Genomic DNA, 17856 nt, shown 5'->3' with positions numbered 1-17856 from the left:
ACCCGCAATTGATAAGCGACGCAAAATATAACCGTGCCGAAAGTGATGCCTGTCGAAGGAAATCGTGTGGTCAGAGCAGACGGGGATCACAACGCGCTGAATCGCGGTGATTTTTTAGTCAAAACACGCGTTAACGTTGTGCTTTAATCATCAGATTTGCTTAATAATTACTGAGGGGTAGAGATTCGGGCAGCAGCACGTCACTGCCGTTTCATTAACAAAACTAAAACGATATGATGCGATCCGTTTTCTTCAGCATGTCCGGGCGGAACGGTGAAAATAAATATTATCGGTACCAGCGGGAGTGGAAAAAGCACGCTTGCCCGGCGCATCGCCAGGGAGCTGGTACTTCCGTATATTGAAATGGACAGGCTGTACTGGCGGCCCGACTGGCAGGGCACGCCTGACGACGTCCTGCTTGAGACACTGGCGAATACCCTGGCCGCCACACCCGGCTGGGTGCTTGACGGCAATTATAACCGCACTCGTCCCGTGAAGTGGCGCGAGGTAGATCTGGTGGTGTGGGTGGACTGCGGGTTCCTCCGCACGCTCCGGCAGGCGGTGACGCGCGCGTTTAAACGCGCATGGCACCAGCAGGAGTTGTGGCCCGGCACCGGAAACCGTGAAAGCTTCCGCCGCTCGTTTTTTAGCCGGGAGTCCATCATCATATGGACCCTCAAAACCTGGCGCAGCAATCGCAAACGTTACCAAGCCGATATGCAAAACCCGCGATATGCCCACATTCACTTTGTCCGTATCACCCGACAGCAGGAGGCGGAGGCGCTGATTTCATCCCTAAAATCACACCGCTAGCAGGGTTTTACATATCTGATTTCCGGCAAACTAAATGTAAATTAATTGTTTCTCAGAGGTTAATCGCGCCTTTAATAATGACGACATGTTAAGTCAAACGAGAACGCAACATGTCCTGGCGAATCAGCATTCTGGATAAAAGCCCCGTCGCAGAACACGAAACCGCCGCCGATGCGCTGGCACGTACCTTAACACTGGCGCAGCAGGCGGAAACTCTGGGTTATCACCGCTTCTGGATTGCCGAACACCACAACACCCCTCAGCTCGCCAGCCCCTCGCCGGAACTGCTGATTGCCTGGATCCTCGGGCAAACAAAGCGCATCCGTGTGGGGTCGGGCGGCGTCATGCTTCAGCACTACAGCCCCTATAAGGTCGCGGAAAACTTTAATCTACTGGCCGCGCTGGCACCGGGCCGCGTGGATCTGGGCGTCGGGAAAGCCCCCGGCGGTCTCCCGCTCTCTACCCGCGCATTGCAGCTCGGACTACATCCTCATGAAAAAGGCAGCTTTACCGAACAGCTGACGCAGCTGGACGGCTGGATCCGCCCTGAAAATCAGTCGGAGGAGGAGGCCGTTCGCGCCACGCCGCTGCCGCCGGTGCCTGCGCAGGGTTTTCTGCTGGGAGCCAGTACCGAAAGCGCGCTACTCGCCGCATCCCTTGACTGGCACTTTGTCTTTGCCGCCCACCTGAACGGCGATCCGGAACTGCTGCGAGAGGTGGTGTCAACCTGGCGTCAGAACAGCACCCGCGATGTGATTGTTGCAGTGCAGGCTATTGTGGCGGAGTCGCAGGAGCAGGCCGACGCGCTGGCGCAGAAGGTTGAAGTATGGGGCGTTGAGCTGGCAAACGGTCAGCGCGTGAGTGTCGCCAGCGAAGAACAGGCCTATGCCTTTGCACGTCAGGCAGGCAGCGAGCCGGTGCGTATTGCCCGTCGGGCGCAGTCCCTTCTGGCGGGCACCGCTGAGTCGGTGCTTGAACAACTGAACGCCCTGCACGAGCAGTGGGGCATTGACGAATTTATCATCGACACGCCGGTCGCGGAGGGGGCAACGCGCGTCGCGTCGCTGCGTCTGCTGGCCGAGGCGCGTCTCAACAAGGAGGTCACCGTATGAGTTTTGGCGAACAACTGATTGCCTGGCGTCGTGAGCTGCACCAGAACCCGGAACTCTCCGGTCAGGAGGTCGAAACGACTGCACGCCTGCGTCAGTGGCTGACGAATGCTGGCATTACGCCGCTGCCGTATGACCTGACAACCGGGCTGGTGGCGGAAATCGGGACGGGTAATAAGCTGATTGCGCTGCGCGCAGACATTGATGCGTTGCCGATAGAGGAGCGCAGCGGCGTATCGTTTAGCTCGCAGCGTGCGGGGGTGATGCATGCCTGCGGACACGACATCCACACCAGCGTGATCCTCGGCGCGGCGCTGAAGCTGAAAGAGCGCGAAGCGTCGCTCGACGGGCGGGTGCGGATCCTGTTCCAGCCTGCGGAAGAGAACTTTGGCGGCGCAAAAAGCATGGTGCGAGCCGGCGCCCTGCGTGACGTTAGCGCCATCTTCGGTATGCATAACGAGCCGGGGCTGCCGGTAGGCGAGTTTGCCACTCGCGGCGGGCCGTTTTATGCCAACGTTGACCGCTTCGTGATCCGCATTACCGGCAAGGGTGCGCACGCCGCACGTCCACATGAAGGCAACGACGCCATTGTGCTGGCGAGCCAGCTGGTGACGGCGCTGCAAAGCGTCGCCAGCCGCAACGTCAACACGCTGGATTCAGTGGTGTTGAGCGTAACGCGTATCGCCGGAGGCAACACCTGGAACGTCCTGCCGGAAAGCGTGGAACTGGAAGGCACGCTGCGCACCCATCGCACGGAAGTGCAGCAAAACGTGAAGGCCCGCGTCGGGGAAATCGCCGCCGGGTTTGCCAGCGCTTTCAGCGCGCAGATTGACATCACCTGGTATGCCGGACCGACCGCACTGGTGAACGACGAACGCTGGGCGGATTTCGCCACCTCTGTTGCCAGAGAGTCAGGGTACGAAACCCAGCACGCGGAGCTGCATATGGGCGGGGAGGATTTTGCGGTCTATCTACAGTCTATTCCAGGCGCGTTTGTCAGCATTGGCAGCAACAGTCCGTTTGGTTTACACCACCCGTCCTTTAATCCGGATGAAGCCTTAATTGAACCCGCTGCCCGCTATTTTGCACAGCTTGCGGAAAAAGCCCTGCAACACGTTTAATTTATTTGAGGTGAATATGTCTGCACATCGTCAACTGCGGCTGGGGACCATTTTGCATGGTGCATCCGGAAATATGTCAGCCTGGCGTCATCCTGCGGCAATCGCGGATGCCAGCATTAATTTTGATTTTGTTAAAGAGACGGCGTTAAAAGCGGAAGAAGGCAAACTCGATTTCTTATTCGTCGCCGACGGTCTTTATATTAATGAGAAATCGATCCCGCATTTTTTAAATCGCTTTGAACCGCTGACGGTATTATCCGCGCTGGCGAGCATTACCTCACGCCTTGGCCTGGTGGGAACCTTATCCACCTCCTACAGCGAGCCTTTTACCGTGGCACGTCAGTTCGCCAGCCTCGATCACCTGAGCAACGGACGCGCGGGCTGGAACGTGGTGACCTCGCCGCTGGAAGGCTCAGCGAAGAATTTTTCCCGTGAAAAGCACCCCGAGCATGCGCTCCGCTACCGCATTGCGGATGAGTATCTCGACGTCGTGAAAGGGCTGTGGGATTCCTGGGAGGGCGACGCCTTTGTGCGCAATAAAGAGAGCGGCCAATTCTTTGATTCGGCAAAATTGCATACTCTGGATCACCACGGTGATTTCTTCCAGGTCGCCGGTCCGCTGAATATTGGTCGAACGCCACAAGGGCGACCGATTGTCTTTCAGGCGGGCGCGTCGGACGACGGCAAAAAGCTGGCGGCGAAACATGCCGACGCCATTTTTACCCATCATGAAACTCTCGATGAGGCGAAAGCCTTTTACCGCGACGTGAAGCAGCAGCTGGAAATTAACGGACGCCGCGCATCAGATTTACATATTTTCCAGGGCGTCAGCGTGATTGTGGGTAAAGACGCCGATGACGTGGAAAACCAGTATCAAACCACGGCGGCGCTTGTGTCGATCAACGATGCCCTCAACTACCTCGGGCGTTATTTTGAACATCACGATTTCAGCCAGTATCCGCTCGACGAGCCGTTCCCGGATATCGGTGATTTAGGCAAAAACAGCTTCCGCAGCACCACCGATGAAATTAAGCGTAATGCCGCAGAGCGCAACTTAACCCTGCGTCAGGTGGCCCTTGAAGCTGCATCACCGCGCCCGCGCTTTTCCGGCACGCCGGAAGAGGTGGCAGACGGTCTTCAGGCCTGGTTTGAAGGCCATGCGGCGGACGGTTTCATCATTCAGGGCGGTACGCCGGACACTTTCCCGCGCTTTGTTGACCAGGTGGTACCCGTTTTACAGGCGCGCGGACTGTTTCGGACCGACTATCCCGGCACCACGCTGCGCGAAAGTCTGGGCTTAGACGAACCTAAAAACCAATTCACACAACAATAAAAGAGAACACCGCTATGCAGAAAACATCGCTTATTCTGGCGCTCGCGCTGGCCTTTACCCCTGCCGTCTGGGCAGAGAATGTGAATATTAACGGCACCGGCGTGAGCATCGAGGCCAATAAAACGCCGATCAACACGGCCAAAAATGGCGATGCGGTCGCACAGCTGCCGAAAGATTACCGCTTTGCCGTACCGGGAAAATTCACCGTGGCGGTGGCGGGCCTCAATCAACCTCCGCTGACGGTGTTTTCCGATGACAACAAAACGCTGCTGGGGAGTGAAGTGGACGTCGCCCGTCTGGTCGCTGACAGCCTGGGGCTGGAGCTGAACGTGGTGCCGACCTCCTGGGAAGACTGGCCGCTGGGCGTGGCCTCCGGGAAATATGATGCCGCCATCAGCAACATCACCGTCACCAAAGAGCGTAAAGAGAAGTTTGACTTTGCCACCTACCGAAAAGATTCCCTCGGGTTCTACGTAAAATCAACCAGCCCGATCGCGTCGCTTGAGAAGGCGGAGGACATCGCCGGGCTGCGGATTATCGTCGGCTCCGGCACCAACCAGGAGGCCATCCTGCTGGCATGGAATGCAGAAAACCTGAAGAAAGGGCTAAAGCCCTTTACCCCGATCTATACCAAAGACGATGCGGCACAAACGCTGGCGCTGCAGTCCGGACGCGCGGATGCCTACTTTGGTCCGAACGTGATTGGCGCGTGGAAAGCGGCGCTGAACGGGAAAACCAAACTGGTGGGGAGCGTCGACGGCGGCTGGCCGAAGGCGGCGCACATTGCGGTGACGCTGAAAAAAGGCAGCGGGCTGGTTGAGCCAGTGCAAACCGCGCTGAACGGCGTCATCAAAAACGGCGATTACGACAAAGTGCTGAACCGCTGGGGGGAAGGCGTTGAGCGTATTCCTCAGTCCGAAGTGAACCCTGCTGGCCTGGGCGATTAAGGAGGCAGCATGAGCGAACAATTTCGTGACGTTTCGCCGGAGGATGCCGAGCTTCAGCCCGTCATCGAGGGGCTGTTCGGCGAATACGCCGCCCGTTATGGAGACTACTTCTCCAAAGACGCGGAAGTGGAACTTACCGAGTGGTATTTAGCGCCGCAGGGCCTGTTTATCGTGCTGGAGCGCGACGGGAAGATCATCGCCACCGGCGCGTACAAACCCTTCGACGAACGCACCGCGGAAATCAAACGCATCTGGACGGACAAAACCCTGCGTCAGCAGGGGCTTGCCGGGCGCGTGGTGCAGGAGCTTGAGCGTAGGGCGGTGCTGGCCGGGTACAGCCAAATCTACCTGACAACCGGTTTTCGCCAGCCGGAAGCGGTCAGGCTCTATATCAGCCAGGGCTATCAGCCGCAGTTCGATCTGAGCCGGGATCCGGAAGAGTACAGCCAGCCGCCGTTTGACGGTCGGCTGCGCTTCACTAAAACGCTGGTACGCGAAGCGTTCAGTAAAACCGCATGAGGAACGACGATGAGCAACGTTGAAACCATTAAGGTGGTCCCGGCACGTTATCCGCTGCGGGCCGTCGGCGCCGCGGTGGCGCTGTTTGTCCTGGCCGTTGTGATTCAGTCGGTGGCCTTTAACCCGCGCTGGGAGTGGGCAGTATTCGCCCGCTGGTTCTTTGACCCGGTGATCCTGGAAGGCGTAGGGCAGACCCTGCTGTTGACCCTGATCGGTACTGCGCTGAGCGTAGTGTTAGGCGGCCTGCTGGCGCTGGCGAGACTGTCCTCGTCATGGCTGTTGAACAGCCTGGCGTGGGCCTACATCTGGCTGTTTCGGTCGCTGCCGCTGATTGTGGTGCTGATCATTCTCTACAACTTTTCCTATCTCTACGACACGCTCTCTCTCGGCGTGCCGTTCACCGGCATCACCTGGAGAAGCTTTGAAACCATCAACGTGCTGGGGCAGTTCTCTACCGCCGTGGTGGGGCTGACGCTGGTGCAAAGCGCCTATACCGCCGAGATCATTCGCGGCGGGTTCCTCGGGGTCGATCACGGGCAGTACGAGGCCGCCGCCGCGCTCGGCCTCCCGGCCTGGCGTCGTACGGTGCGGATCATTCTGCCTCAGGCACTGCGCACCATCCTGCCGTCGGGGTTCAATGAAATCATCAGTCTCGCCAAAGGTACGGCGATGGTGTACGTCCTGGCGATGCCGGAACTGTTCTATACCATTCAGATGATCTACAACCGCACGCAGGAGGTGATCCCGCTGCTGATGGTCGGTGCTGCCTGGTACCTGGCGATCACCACCGTCCTGTCTGCTATCCAGTATGGTGTTGAACGCGCGCTTGCCCGCAGCGAACGCCGCTCTGCCGTTAACCAGAACCGTGCCACCCGTCGTACCCGTTCTGTCACCACCACGCCAGCACAGGAGCCCGTCCATGCAAGCCTCTCCTGAAGGACATATTTCGATTACCGGCGTCAGCAAGTTTTTTGGCCGCCATAAAGCGCTCGACAATGTTTCGCTTGAGATCCCGCCCGGGTCCGTGACGGTGATCCTCGGGCCGTCCGGTTCCGGCAAATCAACCCTGCTGCGCACCATTAACCACCTGGAGCGCGTCGACGAGGGCTTTATCCAGATTGACGGAGATTACATCGGCTATCGCCGTCAGGGCGACAAGCTCTACGAAATGAAGGAGAAGGAGATCCTCAAACAGCGCGTCAACGTGGGCTACGTGTTCCAGAACTTCAATCTCTTTCCCCATCTGACGGTGCTGGAAAACCTGATAGAGGCGCCCATCGCGCATAAAAAGCTCAGCAAAAAAGAGGCGGTGGAAAGGGCGTACAGCCTGCTGGACGTGGTTGGGCTGCGGGATAAAGCCGATGCCTGGTCACGCCATCTTTCCGGCGGTCAGCAGCAGCGTATCGCGATTGCTCGCGCGCTGGCGCTGCGACCCCGCGTGATGCTGTTTGATGAGCCCACCTCGGCGCTCGACCCTGAACTGGTGGGTGAAGTGCTGGACGTGATTAAAAAGCTTGCCCGTTCCGGCACCACGCTGGTGGTCGTTACCCATGAGATCGGCTTTGCCCGTGAAGTCGCGGATCAGGTGGTGTTTATGGTTGACGGGAAAATTGTTGAGCAGGGCAGTAGCGATGAGGTGTTGAACCGCCCGTCGCATGCGCGAACGCGCCAGTTTCTGTCTAAAGTGCTGTAAGGAGCGCAGATGAAATATGGACTTCTGGCGGGGCTGGTCTTCACGACGGTGAGCCACGCCAGCATTGATGTGAAAGCCAACGAGCAGCCGCTGCCGGTGACGGTTGATCGGCAGGCGGTGGCGAAGATCCCCGCCAATTACAAATTCGTTGAGCCTGGTACGCTGACGGTGGCCATTTCAGCCCTCAATTCGCCGCCGCTGGCGCTGCTGGCCAGCGATAACCGAACGCGCATCGGCAGCGATCCGGATATCGCTCGCCTGCTGGCGGGCAGTCTGGGGCTAAAGCTGAAGCTGGTGCCGACAGCGTGGGAGGACTGGCCGCTGGGGATCAGCTCCGGGCGCTACGACGTGGCGCTGGTGAACATTGCGGTGACCGAACAGCGAAAAGAGAAGTTTGATTTCGCCACCTACCGCGTCGACTCGCTGGCGTTTTCGGTGAAATCCACCAGCGAGATCCAGTCAATCAAAAGCGCGGAAGATCTGGCCGGGAAAAAGGTGATTGTCGGCTCGGGTACCAATCAGGAGCGCATTCTGCTGGGCTGGAACGAAGAGAACAAAAAGGCCGGAAGGACGCCTGCGCTGCCGGTCTATCTCCAGGACGATGCCTCCGGCAACCTCTATATTCAGTCCGGCAGGGCGGACGTGTTCTTCGGGCCTCAGTCAGTCTCGGCCTACAAAGCGGCGCTTACGGGGAAAACGCGCGTCGTGGGGTTAGGGCCGAAGAAGGCATTTGTTGCCACGACCACGAAAAAGGGCAATGAGCTGGTGTACGCGCTGCAGGCCGCGCTGGACGGTGCGATTAAGCGGGGAGAGTACCAGAAGGTGCTGGCGCGCTGGGGTGAACAGGGCGAAGCGGTGGCGCAGTCGGAGGTCAACCCGCCTGGGATAACCTACTAATGGTGCTCTATACCCTAAATAATTCGAGTTGCAGGAAGGCGGCAAGGGAACGAATCCCCGGGAGCGTACATAAGTACGTGACTGGGGTGAGTGAGTGCAGCCAACGCACCTGCAACTTGAAGTATGACGGGTATACACTTAGGGTTTTCATTCCTGAGGAGGCAACATGATTAAACTCTATGGCGTACCCGGCTGGGGCTCGGCAATCAGCGAAGTGATGCTAACCCTGGCTGATATCCCTTATCAATTTATCAACGTGGACGGGTTTGACCAGCCCGGCCCGCAGCGTGAGCTGCTGCAAAAACTCAACCCGCTGTGTCAGGTGCCAACGCTGGAGCTTGAAAATGGTGCCATCATGACGGAAACCGCGGCAATTGCACTGATGGTGCTCGACCGTTGCCCGGATCTTGCCCCGCCCATCGGCCAGGCCGAACGCCAGCAGTTTCAGCGTTTGCTCATCTGGTTTGTGGCAAACGTCTATCCCACCTTTACCTATGCCGATTATCCGGAACGCTGGGTGCCCGACGCGCCGGAGCAGCTGAAGAAAAACTGCATTGAATACCGGAAATCACTCTATCTGTGGTTCGATAGCCAACTTAACGCGTCTCCTTTTGCGCTGGGGGAGCCGCTGACTCTGCTCGACGTCTATATTGCGGTCGCGCGCACCTGGGGGCCACGTCACGAATGGTTTGCAGCCAATACGCCAAATATGACCTCAATTGCCGATTCCGTTTGTGCGCTGCCGGAACTGCACAAGGTGTTAAAGGCAAACGAGATTATCTGATAACGTGGAACGCTCACCCACAACAGGAAGCCTGAACATGCCACACGTTGATATCAAATGTTTTCCCCGCGATCTAAACGATGAACAAAAAACCGCCCTGGCGGCGGATATCGCCGAGGTGATTACGCGCCATCTGAACAGCAAAGACCGCTCCATTTCGGTGGCGCTGAATGAAGTTCAGGAAGCCGACTGGAAAGCACAGGTCTGGGATACCGAGATCGGACCGAAACTGGACGCGCTGATTAAGAAGCCCGGGTATTCGATGTAAGGTTTGCCGGGCAGGCGTGAACGCTACCCGGCGTTGAAACTACAGCGCCGACCTGCGGTACGGCGCATAGTCCGCCTGCCACCAGGTTTTTTCGATTTGGGCCAGCAAAGTCTCGTCATCCATTGCCGCCGCAACGCCTTGCTCAATCGCTGCCCGGGCGACTGCAAACGCGATACTGCGCGACACGGTGTCAATGCGATCGACGGGAGGGAGTAATCCCCCTTTTTCAGTGGTGACCAGCGGCGATTGCGCCGCCAGGCTGCGGCTCGCCACCATCAACATCTCTTCGGTAACCCGCCGCGCGTTGCAGGCCAGTATTCCCAGCCCCAGACCTGGGAAAATGTAGGCATTGTTACACTGGGCAATGTCGTACTGTTGGTTCTGCCAGAATACCGGCGAGAAGGGGCTACCCGTCGCAACCAGAGCGCTACCCTGCGTCCATTCGATCAGATCCTGAGGTTGTGCCTCTGCGCGCGATGTTGGATTAGAGAGAGGCATAATAATAGGCCGCGAGCAGTGGCGGTGCATCTCTTTAACTATCGCTTCGCTGAACAGCCCCGGCTGACCGGATACGCCAATCATCACGGTTGGATGGGCATTTCTGACCACCTCCATCAGCGAAATATTGCACGATCCCACGTGCCAGTCGCGGATGGCTTCCCGGGCGGTAAGCAGGTTTTTCTGGAAATCGAGCAGGTTGGTCATATCGTCGGTCAGTAAGCCAAAACGATCGACCATAAAGATCCGGCTGCGGGCCTCGGCCTCGGTTAGCCCGTCGTCGACCATCAGCGCCACGATTTTTTCGGCTATACCGCATCCGGCGGAGCCGCTACCGAGAAAGACCACGCGCTGATCGCGAATGCGGGTTCCGGCAGCATGGGCGGCAGCAATCAGCGTGCCGGCCGTGACGGCAGCGGTTCCCTGAATATCGTCATTAAAACAGCACAGCTGGTCGCGGTAACGCTGGAGTAATCGGGTCGCATTTTTTTGCGCAAAATCTTCGAACTGCAGTAATACAGTTGGCCAGCGGGCATTGACGGTACTGATAAACATATCCATAAATTCAGCGTATTGCTCATCGCTGATGCGTGGATGACGCCAGCCCATATACAGCGGGTCGTCCAGATGTTGCTGATTATTGGTGCCGACATCCAGCATAATCGGCAACGTTGTGGCCGGATGAATACCACCGCACGCGGTATACAATGACAATTTGCCAATCGGAATGCCCATTCCGCCGATCCCCTGGTCGCCAAGGCCCAAAATACGTTCTCCGTCAGTCACCACGATCACGCGGATATCATTACGCGAGAAACTTTGCAGCATTTCATCGATGCGATGGCGATTCGGCCATGAAATAAAAAGCCCTCGCGCCCGACGATAGATGGTAGAGAAATGCTCGCAGGCTTCACCGACCGTTGGGGTATATATGATCGGCAGCGTCTCCTTCATATGTTTTCGCAACAGATTATAAAATAGGGTCTCATTGGTGTCTTGAATATTGCGCAGGTAAACGTGACGGGAAATATCACTTTTGAAATGACAGAATTGTCCCCATGCGCGTTCGGTCTGCTCTTCAATGGTTTCGACATTATGCGGTAATAAGCCGTGCAGATTAAAATTATCACGTTCTTCTTTTATGAACGCGAGACCTTTATTCAGTAATGGGTTTTCCAGCAGTACCGCGCCGTTATAGGGCGTGTACAGCACTTCTTTGCGAGACATGGTTGACTCCTGAAATAGATAAAACGGATTAAATGAAATTAGCGAAGCAGGTCTGTTCTTAAGCGCGCTTATGTTTTATTTAGCGCTAATCTAGCGGTTAAAAATCAGAGCGGTGGTGATAAGGGTCACACTCTGTCTGGTTTTATTAATTTCAAAATACATGGTTTCTTAATAACTTTACTTACTAAAAGATGAATTAAGTTTTTAAAAGAAATCATTGCGGCCTTCACATTTCTGGCTGAATGCCCGTGCTAATTTCACGCTGAACCATTTTATAAATGGCGATTTAAAATGATTAAATATAAAGAATATTTTTGAACACAGGAGCCATCGGTTTTTACTCCTGTTTTTATATCCGAACCTACTAATCAGGTGATTATATGAAAGATAATCCTGTATCGACTTCTCCGGTCTCCTCGCGTTTTACGTTAGGGTTAAGTCATGCCGAAGTGGGCGCTGTCCCACTGATGTTGTTTGTGGGCATTGCGACCATCGTGGCGACGTCCGCATGGGCGGGGCTGCTGCCGAAAAATATGATCGGTGGACTGGCGGTGATCATGACGCTCGGTTTCGCCTTTGCCAAAATCGGTCGTCAGATCCCGCTGTTGAAGGACATCGGTGGCCCGGCCATTCTCTGCCTGATGGTGCCATCCATCCTGGTCTATTTTGGCGTGTTCGAAAAACAGACGCTGGATACCGTACACCTGCTGATGAAAGAGGCGAATCTGCTCTATTTCGTCATCGCCTGTCTGGTGGTGGGGAGTATTCTGGGGATGAACCGGGTGCTGCTTATTCAGGGGATGATCCGCATGTTTGTACCGCTGGTTGTCGGGACGCTGATGGCGGTAATGAGCGGGTTAATCGTCGGCTCGCTGTTTGGCTATACGCCTTACCATACCTTTTTCTTTATCATCGTGCCGATTATTGGCGGGGGGATTGGTGAGGGAATTTTGCCACTGTCGCTGGCGTATTCGGCCATACTCGGACAAGCGCCTGACGTTTACGTCGCACAGCTGGCTCCTGCCGCCGTCGTCGGAAATATCTTTGCCATCATCTGTGCCGGTACGCTGGCGCGTCTGGGAACAAAACGTCCTGCGCTTTCGGGAAACGGCATGCTAACCCGCAGCAAGGACGACCATAATCTGTTTGCGGGGGCGCAAAGCGTTCAGCAGACGGATTTCCACCTGATGGGGGGCGGGCTGCTAATGGTGTGCGCATTTTTCATCGTCGGTGGCCTGTTTGAAAAACTGGTGCACATCCCGGGTCCGGTGCTGATGATCCTCATCGCCGTGCTGTGTAAGTATTTCAGGGTGATCCCGGGCTCCATGGAGCAGGGGGCGCACAGTTGCTATAAATTTGTCTCGGCTGCGCTGGTTTGGCCGCTAATGATTGGTCTGGGCATGCTGTACGTGCCGCTGGAGAGCGTGGTGGCGGTCTTCTCGGTGGGCTACGTTGTTGTGTGCGGATCGATCGTGATTGCGATGGCGTTGAGCGGCTATTTTATTGCATCGCGTCTGAATATGTATCCCGTGGAAGCGGCGATCGTTACCTGCTGCCACAGCGGGCTGGGTGGGACAGGGGACGTGGCCATTTTGTCCGCGTCTAACCGCATGTCGTTGATGCCGTTCGCGCAGATCGCTACCCGTATCGGGGGCGCGTCGACGGTGATTTTCGCCACGCTGCTGATGGGCTGGATTATGGCGCACTGATCCGCAATATCAGGAGACTGAATCGCAACGGCATTTTGTGAATGCCGTTGCGGTTCAGTCCTTTATAAAAGTCGCCGCGCTGGATAGAATTACCGCATCCACAGCGACCGGAGACACTACTATGACCGGAAGAGTCGATTATCAGATTGAAAAATATCTCCTCACCGAAGCCGCCGAGCCGGAGCGCCTGACTCGCCAGTGGGCAGAGGTGCTGGAAGAGTGTCGTGAGCAAAAATCCGGTGCTGAGGAGCGCTTGCGCCTCGCGCTGCTAAATGTGGATTACGTGACCAGCTTCGAGCTTCCCTTCAGGCTGCTCCTCACCCGCGCACCGCAGCTGATAGACGGCGTCAGAACCGAGCTACAGCTTAGTCAGAAAAATGTTCTGTTTAACGGCAAGCGCTTTGGCTGCGTCTATAGCCTTAAAAAAGATCTCGACGGAATACCTGACGAGTTTACCTATCAGCTGAAAACGCGGATCCGGCGCAGTGACGCGACAGGATGTAATGAAGTCTCTTACCGACAAATCGCCCAGCAGGTGAAAGCGCCCCGCGAACGACTCAAGCTGGCGCTTGAAAACGGACTGTCCGTGACGGCGCTCGACGGGCTTTTCTGGTTTGGCATTCAGCGCATCGCGGCGGATGTGCAACGGTTACGCAAAACGGGGATCAGGATTGTGACATCTGAGACCGAGGTGTTTGATACGCTCACCAAAACAGCCCGACGGATCCCTGTTTATCGCCTTGAGGGGGCAGGGACTATTTAACCTGCAGCAGTATCTCCATCAGCCCCGGAAAGCGGGCATCCAGATCGTCTCTTCGTAATGAAATCATATTCTCCCGCCCCTGCGGTCGCTGCCAGATAACGCCGCTGTCGCGCAGTACGCGCCAGTGGTGCGTCATTGTCGATTTCACCACATCTTCCGGGCGAAGGGCGTTACAGCTCAGTTCACTGCCATCTGCCAGCCTGCGGATTATTGACAGGCGCAACGGGTTACCGAGGGCGAACAGCACATTTTCCAGGAGTATTTGTTCAGGTTCGGGGTGGTTTGGGATCATGGTTTTCCTGCGTGAAATGTCAGATTGAGCTATATCAACAATAGGTCAATCGTTAAAAAATAGTTCGATAATACTCGTACAATAGGACTATTATAGCAAACGAACAAACACGCGACCATCCCGGTCGTCACATTACAGTCTTGAAGACTTAAGGAAATATCATGCCCCGACCCATCCCTCTCGAACGTTATCGCAACATCGGTATCTCCGCGCATATCGATGCCGGTAAAACAACCACCACTGAGCGCATCCTGTTTTATACCGGGATGAGCCACAAGCTGGGTGAAGTACACGATGGCGCGGCAACCACCGACTGGATGGCGCAGGAGCAAGAGCGCGGGATCACCATTACCTCCGCGGCGGTCAGTTGCTTCTGGCCGGGTATGGACCGGGGGTTCGAGCCGCACCGGATCAACATCATCGACACGCCGGGTCACGTGGATTTCACCATAGAGGTGGAACGTTCCATGCGCGTGCTTGACGGTGCCGTAATGGTGTATGACTCCGTGGGTGGCGTGCAGCCGCAGTCGGAAACCGTCTGGCGTCAGGCGAACAAATACAAGGTTCCGCGCATTGCGTTCGTCAACAAAATGGACCGTCCGGGTGCCGATTTCTTCCGCGTCGTGCGGATGATGCAGGAACGCCTGAAGGCCAATCCGGTGCCGATTGTGATCCCGGTGGGTGCGGAAGAACATTTCACCGGCGTGGTGGATCTCATCAAGATGCGCACCATTTTGTGGGACGATGCCACCCAGGGTATGGCCTTTAGCTATGCGCCGGTACCTGACGATCTGCTCAGTACCGCGCAGGAGTGGCGCGAAAAAATGGTTTCTGCGGCGGCGGAAGCCAGCGATGAACTGATGGATAAGTACCTGGAGACGGGCAATCTTGATGAAGCTGAAATCATCAGGGGGCTGCGTATTCGCACCATTGCCGGGGAAATCCATCCGACGCTGTGCGGCAGCGCCTTCAAAAACAAAGGCGTGCAGCGCATGCTTGATGCAGTGATTGAGCTGATGCCGTCGCCGCTGGACGTGCCGGCCATTGATGGCGTGGATGAAAAAGGGCAGCACGCGGAGCGTCATCCGAGTGATGATGAACCGTTCTCGGCCCTGGCGTTCAAGCTGATGAGCGACCCGTACGTCGGACAGCTGACCTTTATCCGCGTCTACTCCGGCGTGCTGCGCAAAGGCGACGCGGTGTATAACCCGGTAAAAGGAAAGAAAGAGCGTATCGGGCGTATCGTGCTGATGCATGCCAACGATCGCCACGAGGTGGATGAACTGCGCGCGGGCGATATCGCGGCCTGCGTGGGCCTGAAAGATGTCACGACCGGTGACACGCTGACCGACCCTAATGCGGTCATTACGCTTGAACGCATGGAGTTTCCGGACCCGGTAATTTCTCTGGCGATCGAGCCGAAAACCAAGGCCGATCAGGAGAAAATGGGGATCGCGCTGCAGCGTCTGGCGGCGGAAGACCCGTCTTTCCGTCTGCACACTGACGAAGAGTCCGGTCAGACGATTATCTCCGGGATGGGTGAGCTACACCTCGAGATTATCGTCGACCGCATGAAGCGTGAGTTTGGCGTGGAGGCAAATATTGGTCGTCCGCAGGTGACCTACCGTGAAACTCTGCGTAAAACGGTGAAGGATATCGAAGGCAAATTTGTCCGTCAGTCCGGCGGTAAAGGGCAGTACGGCCATGTGGTACTCAGCCTTGAGCCGTTAGAGCCAGGCAGCGGGTTCACGTTTGAAGATGCCACCAAGGGCGGCGTGGTGCCGCGCGAGTATATTCCTTCCGTTGAGAAAGGGTTGCGCGAGGCCATGAACTCCGGCGTGCTGGCGGGATATCCGGTTGTGGATGTGAAAGCCACCCTGACGTTTGGCTCGTATCACGACGTCGACTCCTCGGAGATGGCCTTCCGCATGGCGGCGATCCTGGGCTTCAAAGAGGGCGCGCGTAAAGCGGATCCGGTCATCCTGGAGCCTGTGATGCACGTGGAGGTGGAAACGCCGGAAGAGTACGCCGGTAATATTATGGGCGATCTCTCTTCCCGCCGCGGCATGGTGCAGGGGATGGCAGAGCAGTACGGCAGCCAGATTATTCGTGCTGATGTGCCGCTCGCCGAGATGTTTGGCTATGCCACGACATTGCGATCGATGTCCCAGGGACGCGCGACCTATACGATGGAGTTCCATCATTTTGCGGAAGCACCGCGGAATGTTGCGGATGAGATAATTTCACGGCGCGCGAAGTAATACGGTCACCCTCTCCCTGTAGGGGGAGGGTTTTCTCAATCCAGCGCCTTCACAACCTTTCCACTTGCCACAAACGTCCCGGCCCCAAGATGATGCAGCGTATTGAGCTTATCCTCGTCAAACTGCCAGCGGCCCGCGACAAACGCGCGTTCGTCTGCTGCCGCTGAAACCACTTCACCAAACAGCGTATCGTATTTCTCTGCCGCGGACGTCACGGGTAATAACCGGCACTCCATCCACGCCAGGCATTTTTCTTCAATGACCGGCAGGCCAAGCTCAGGGCCGTTCACGACCGGGATCCCATAGCAGTTGAATTTGTCCTCGTCGCGCCCGCTGACGCTGCCTACCGCGAACGTCCAGTTGGCCGCCGCCACGCCGGGGATGACGATGCCAAACTTCCCGCTGCGTTCGATCAGCTCGCGTGACCAGGTACTTTTATCCACCACAATCGCGATGCGCGGCGGTTCAAACTCAACGGGCATTGACCATGCGGCGGCCATAACGTTGCGTCTGCCGATAGTGTCATCCCGGCTGGTGATAAGCACGGTGGGGCCGTGGTTCAGCAGGCGGCTGGCATGTTGTAATTCAACAGGGCGAAAGTGATTCATAGAGGCTCCTTATTTACCTTGATGAGTATGACGAAAAAGCACGTAAATCAAAGTGAGTGCGTAAAATTAGTTTATAAACAGAACATCACACTCAAAGGAAACTGATGCATGTCCTCATTTCTGACTGCCTATTTCGCTCGCATCGGCTGGACGCAACTGACCGCTGTTGATATCGACACCCTGCGCGCGCTGCATTTACATCACAACTGTGCGATCCCTTTTGAAAATATTGATGTCGTTCTGCCGCGAGAGATCCACCTTGAGGATCAGAATCTGGTCGACAAACTGGTCTCGGCACGCCGTGGAGGGTACTGCTTTGAGCAAAACGGCCTGTTTGAGCGGGTTTTGCGTGAAGTCGGGTTTACGGTGCGCAGCGTGCTGGGACGCGTGGTATTAGCAAGTCCGCCGCAAATGCCGCCGCGCACGCACCGCCTGCTGCTGGTTGAGCTTAACGGTGAACGCTGGATTGCCGACGTGGGGTTTGGCGGCCAGACGCTGACCGGGCCGATTCGCCTGCTGGCTAATGAAGAACAAGAGACGCCGCATGGACTGTATCGTCTGCTTAGCGAGGGCAACGACTGGGTGCTGCAGTTCCGTCACCACGAGCACTGGCAGTCTATGTACCATTTTGACCTGACGACGCAGTATTTCAGTGATTACGTGATGGGGAATTTCTGGTCTGCACACTGGCCGCAGTCGCATTTCCGTCATCATCTGCTGATGTGTCGTCACCTGCCCGATGGCGGCAAGCTGACGCTGACTAACTTCAACTTTACCCACTGGCAGAATGGTCACGTCGAGGAGCAGATCCATTTGCCGAATGCGGAGGCGCTGTATCAGCTGATGCAAGAGCGGTTTGGCCTGGGCGTTGACGATCCGAAACACGGCTTTACCCTGGCCGAGCTGACGGCAGTAATGGCGGGGTTTGATACGCATCCGCAGGCGGGTAAATAGCCCGGTGGCGGCTACGCCTTACCGGGCCTGCAGGAAAGGAAGCTGTTCGTAGGTCGGGTA

16 protein-coding genes and 1 pseudogene are annotated in these 17856 nt (G+C 56.5%); 14 read left to right on the top strand and 3 right to left on the bottom strand.

The window, feature by feature from the left end; all coding sequences use genetic code 11:
• Positions 1–273 precede the first annotated feature (273 nt).
• The 10 genes and pseudogenes from N2K86_RS11560 to pptA all read left to right on the top strand — a co-directional run bounded on the left by N2K86_RS11560 (position 274) and on the right by pptA (position 9484).
• Positions 274–813 (top strand): adenylate kinase, encoded by a 540-nt coding sequence (locus N2K86_RS11560; protein WP_260658691.1) that lies wholly within the window; start codon positions 274–276, stop codon positions 811–813.
• Between the two features lie 110 nt (positions 814–923).
• Entirely contained in the window at positions 924–1925 is a 1002-nt protein-coding gene (locus N2K86_RS11555; protein ID WP_260658690.1) for an LLM class flavin-dependent oxidoreductase, read from the top strand.
• Positions 1922–3043 (top strand): amidohydrolase, encoded by a 1122-nt coding sequence (locus N2K86_RS11550; RefSeq protein WP_260658689.1) that lies wholly within the window; start codon positions 1922–1924, stop codon positions 3041–3043. The genes N2K86_RS11555 and N2K86_RS11550 overlap by 4 nt, the downstream gene beginning before the upstream one ends.
• 16 nt (positions 3044–3059) lie before the next feature.
• Positions 3060–5323: pseudogene (locus N2K86_RS11545) on the top strand (NtaA/DmoA family FMN-dependent monooxygenase).
• A gap of 9 nt (positions 5324–5332) precedes the next feature.
• Positions 5333–5842 (top strand): GNAT family N-acetyltransferase, encoded by a 510-nt coding sequence (locus N2K86_RS11540; RefSeq protein ID WP_260658688.1) that lies wholly within the window; start codon positions 5333–5335, stop codon positions 5840–5842.
• A 9-nt stretch (positions 5843–5851) separates the two neighbouring features.
• Complete coding sequence (locus tag N2K86_RS11535) at positions 5852–6778, top strand: amino acid ABC transporter permease (protein WP_260658687.1); 927 nt, start codon at positions 5852–5854, stop codon at positions 6776–6778.
• Complete coding sequence (locus tag N2K86_RS11530) at positions 6762–7535, top strand: amino acid ABC transporter ATP-binding protein (protein WP_260658686.1); 774 nt, start codon at positions 6762–6764, stop codon at positions 7533–7535. Before N2K86_RS11535 ends, N2K86_RS11530 begins: the two co-directional genes overlap by 17 nt.
• A 9-nt stretch (positions 7536–7544) precedes the next feature.
• Positions 7545–8432, top strand: coding sequence for an ABC transporter substrate-binding protein (locus tag N2K86_RS11525; RefSeq protein ID WP_260658685.1), 888 nt, complete (start codon positions 7545–7547; stop codon positions 8430–8432).
• Between the two features lie 166 nt (positions 8433–8598).
• Positions 8599–9216 (top strand): glutathione S-transferase family protein, encoded by a 618-nt coding sequence (locus N2K86_RS11520; protein ID WP_260658684.1) that lies wholly within the window; start codon positions 8599–8601, stop codon positions 9214–9216.
• 37 nt (positions 9217–9253) lie between these two features.
• Positions 9254–9484, top strand: a complete 231-nt coding sequence (gene pptA, locus N2K86_RS11515; protein ID WP_260658683.1) for a tautomerase PptA — start codon at positions 9254–9256, stop codon at positions 9482–9484.
• 39 nt (positions 9485–9523) lie between these two features.
• Here the strand turns inward: pptA and N2K86_RS11510 are convergent, their stop codons facing one another.
• Positions 9524–11209: an NAD-dependent malic enzyme gene (locus N2K86_RS11510; RefSeq protein ID WP_260658682.1), complete on the bottom strand. Its 1686-nt coding sequence runs from the start codon at positions 11207–11209 to the stop codon at positions 9524–9526.
• A gap of 380 nt (positions 11210–11589) precedes the next feature.
• Here N2K86_RS11510 and N2K86_RS11505 point away from each other — a divergent pair, with 380 nt between their 5' ends.
• Together N2K86_RS11505 and N2K86_RS11500 are read left to right on the top strand one after the other, a co-directional pair.
• Positions 11590–12918, top strand: coding sequence for a 2-hydroxycarboxylate transporter family protein (locus N2K86_RS11505; protein ID WP_260658681.1), 1329 nt, complete (start codon positions 11590–11592; stop codon positions 12916–12918).
• Between the two features lie 121 nt (positions 12919–13039).
• Positions 13040–13681, top strand: a complete 642-nt coding sequence (locus N2K86_RS11500) for a helix-turn-helix domain-containing protein (protein ID WP_260658680.1) — start codon at positions 13040–13042, stop codon at positions 13679–13681.
• Here N2K86_RS11500 and N2K86_RS11495 read toward each other — a convergent pair.
• Positions 13674–13973 carry an ArsR/SmtB family transcription factor gene (locus tag N2K86_RS11495; protein WP_260658679.1) on the bottom strand — a complete coding sequence of 100 codons (300 nt, stop codon included), beginning with the start codon at positions 13971–13973 and terminating at the stop codon, positions 13674–13676. The two genes, N2K86_RS11500 and N2K86_RS11495, sit on opposite strands and share 8 nt — an antisense overlap.
• Positions 13974–14134: 161 nt before the next feature.
• On the opposite strand from N2K86_RS11495, the gene fusA reads away from it, so the two are divergent.
• Positions 14135–16234, top strand: a complete 2100-nt coding sequence (fusA, locus tag N2K86_RS11490; protein ID WP_260658678.1) for an elongation factor G — start codon at positions 14135–14137, stop codon at positions 16232–16234.
• A 35-nt stretch (positions 16235–16269) separates the two neighbouring features.
• On the opposite strand, the gene N2K86_RS11485 is transcribed toward fusA, so the two are convergent.
• Positions 16270–16842 carry a flavin reductase family protein gene (locus N2K86_RS11485; protein ID WP_260658677.1) on the bottom strand — a complete coding sequence of 191 codons (573 nt, stop codon included), beginning with the start codon at positions 16840–16842 and terminating at the stop codon, positions 16270–16272.
• A gap of 108 nt (positions 16843–16950) precedes the next feature.
• On the opposite strand from N2K86_RS11485, the gene nhoA reads away from it, so the two are divergent.
• Positions 16951–17796 carry an N-hydroxyarylamine O-acetyltransferase gene (nhoA, locus tag N2K86_RS11480; protein WP_260658676.1) on the top strand — a complete coding sequence of 282 codons (846 nt, stop codon included), beginning with the start codon at positions 16951–16953 and terminating at the stop codon, positions 17794–17796.
• Positions 17797–17856 lie beyond the last annotated feature (60 nt).

Origin of the sequence: Enterobacter mori, from assembly GCF_025244905.1 — a bacterium.
Classification (GTDB): domain Bacteria; phylum Pseudomonadota; class Gammaproteobacteria; order Enterobacterales; family Enterobacteriaceae; genus Enterobacter; species Enterobacter mori_A.
The sequence above is the reverse complement of the archived record's forward strand: the minus strand, read 5'-3'. Positions and strand labels throughout refer to the sequence as shown.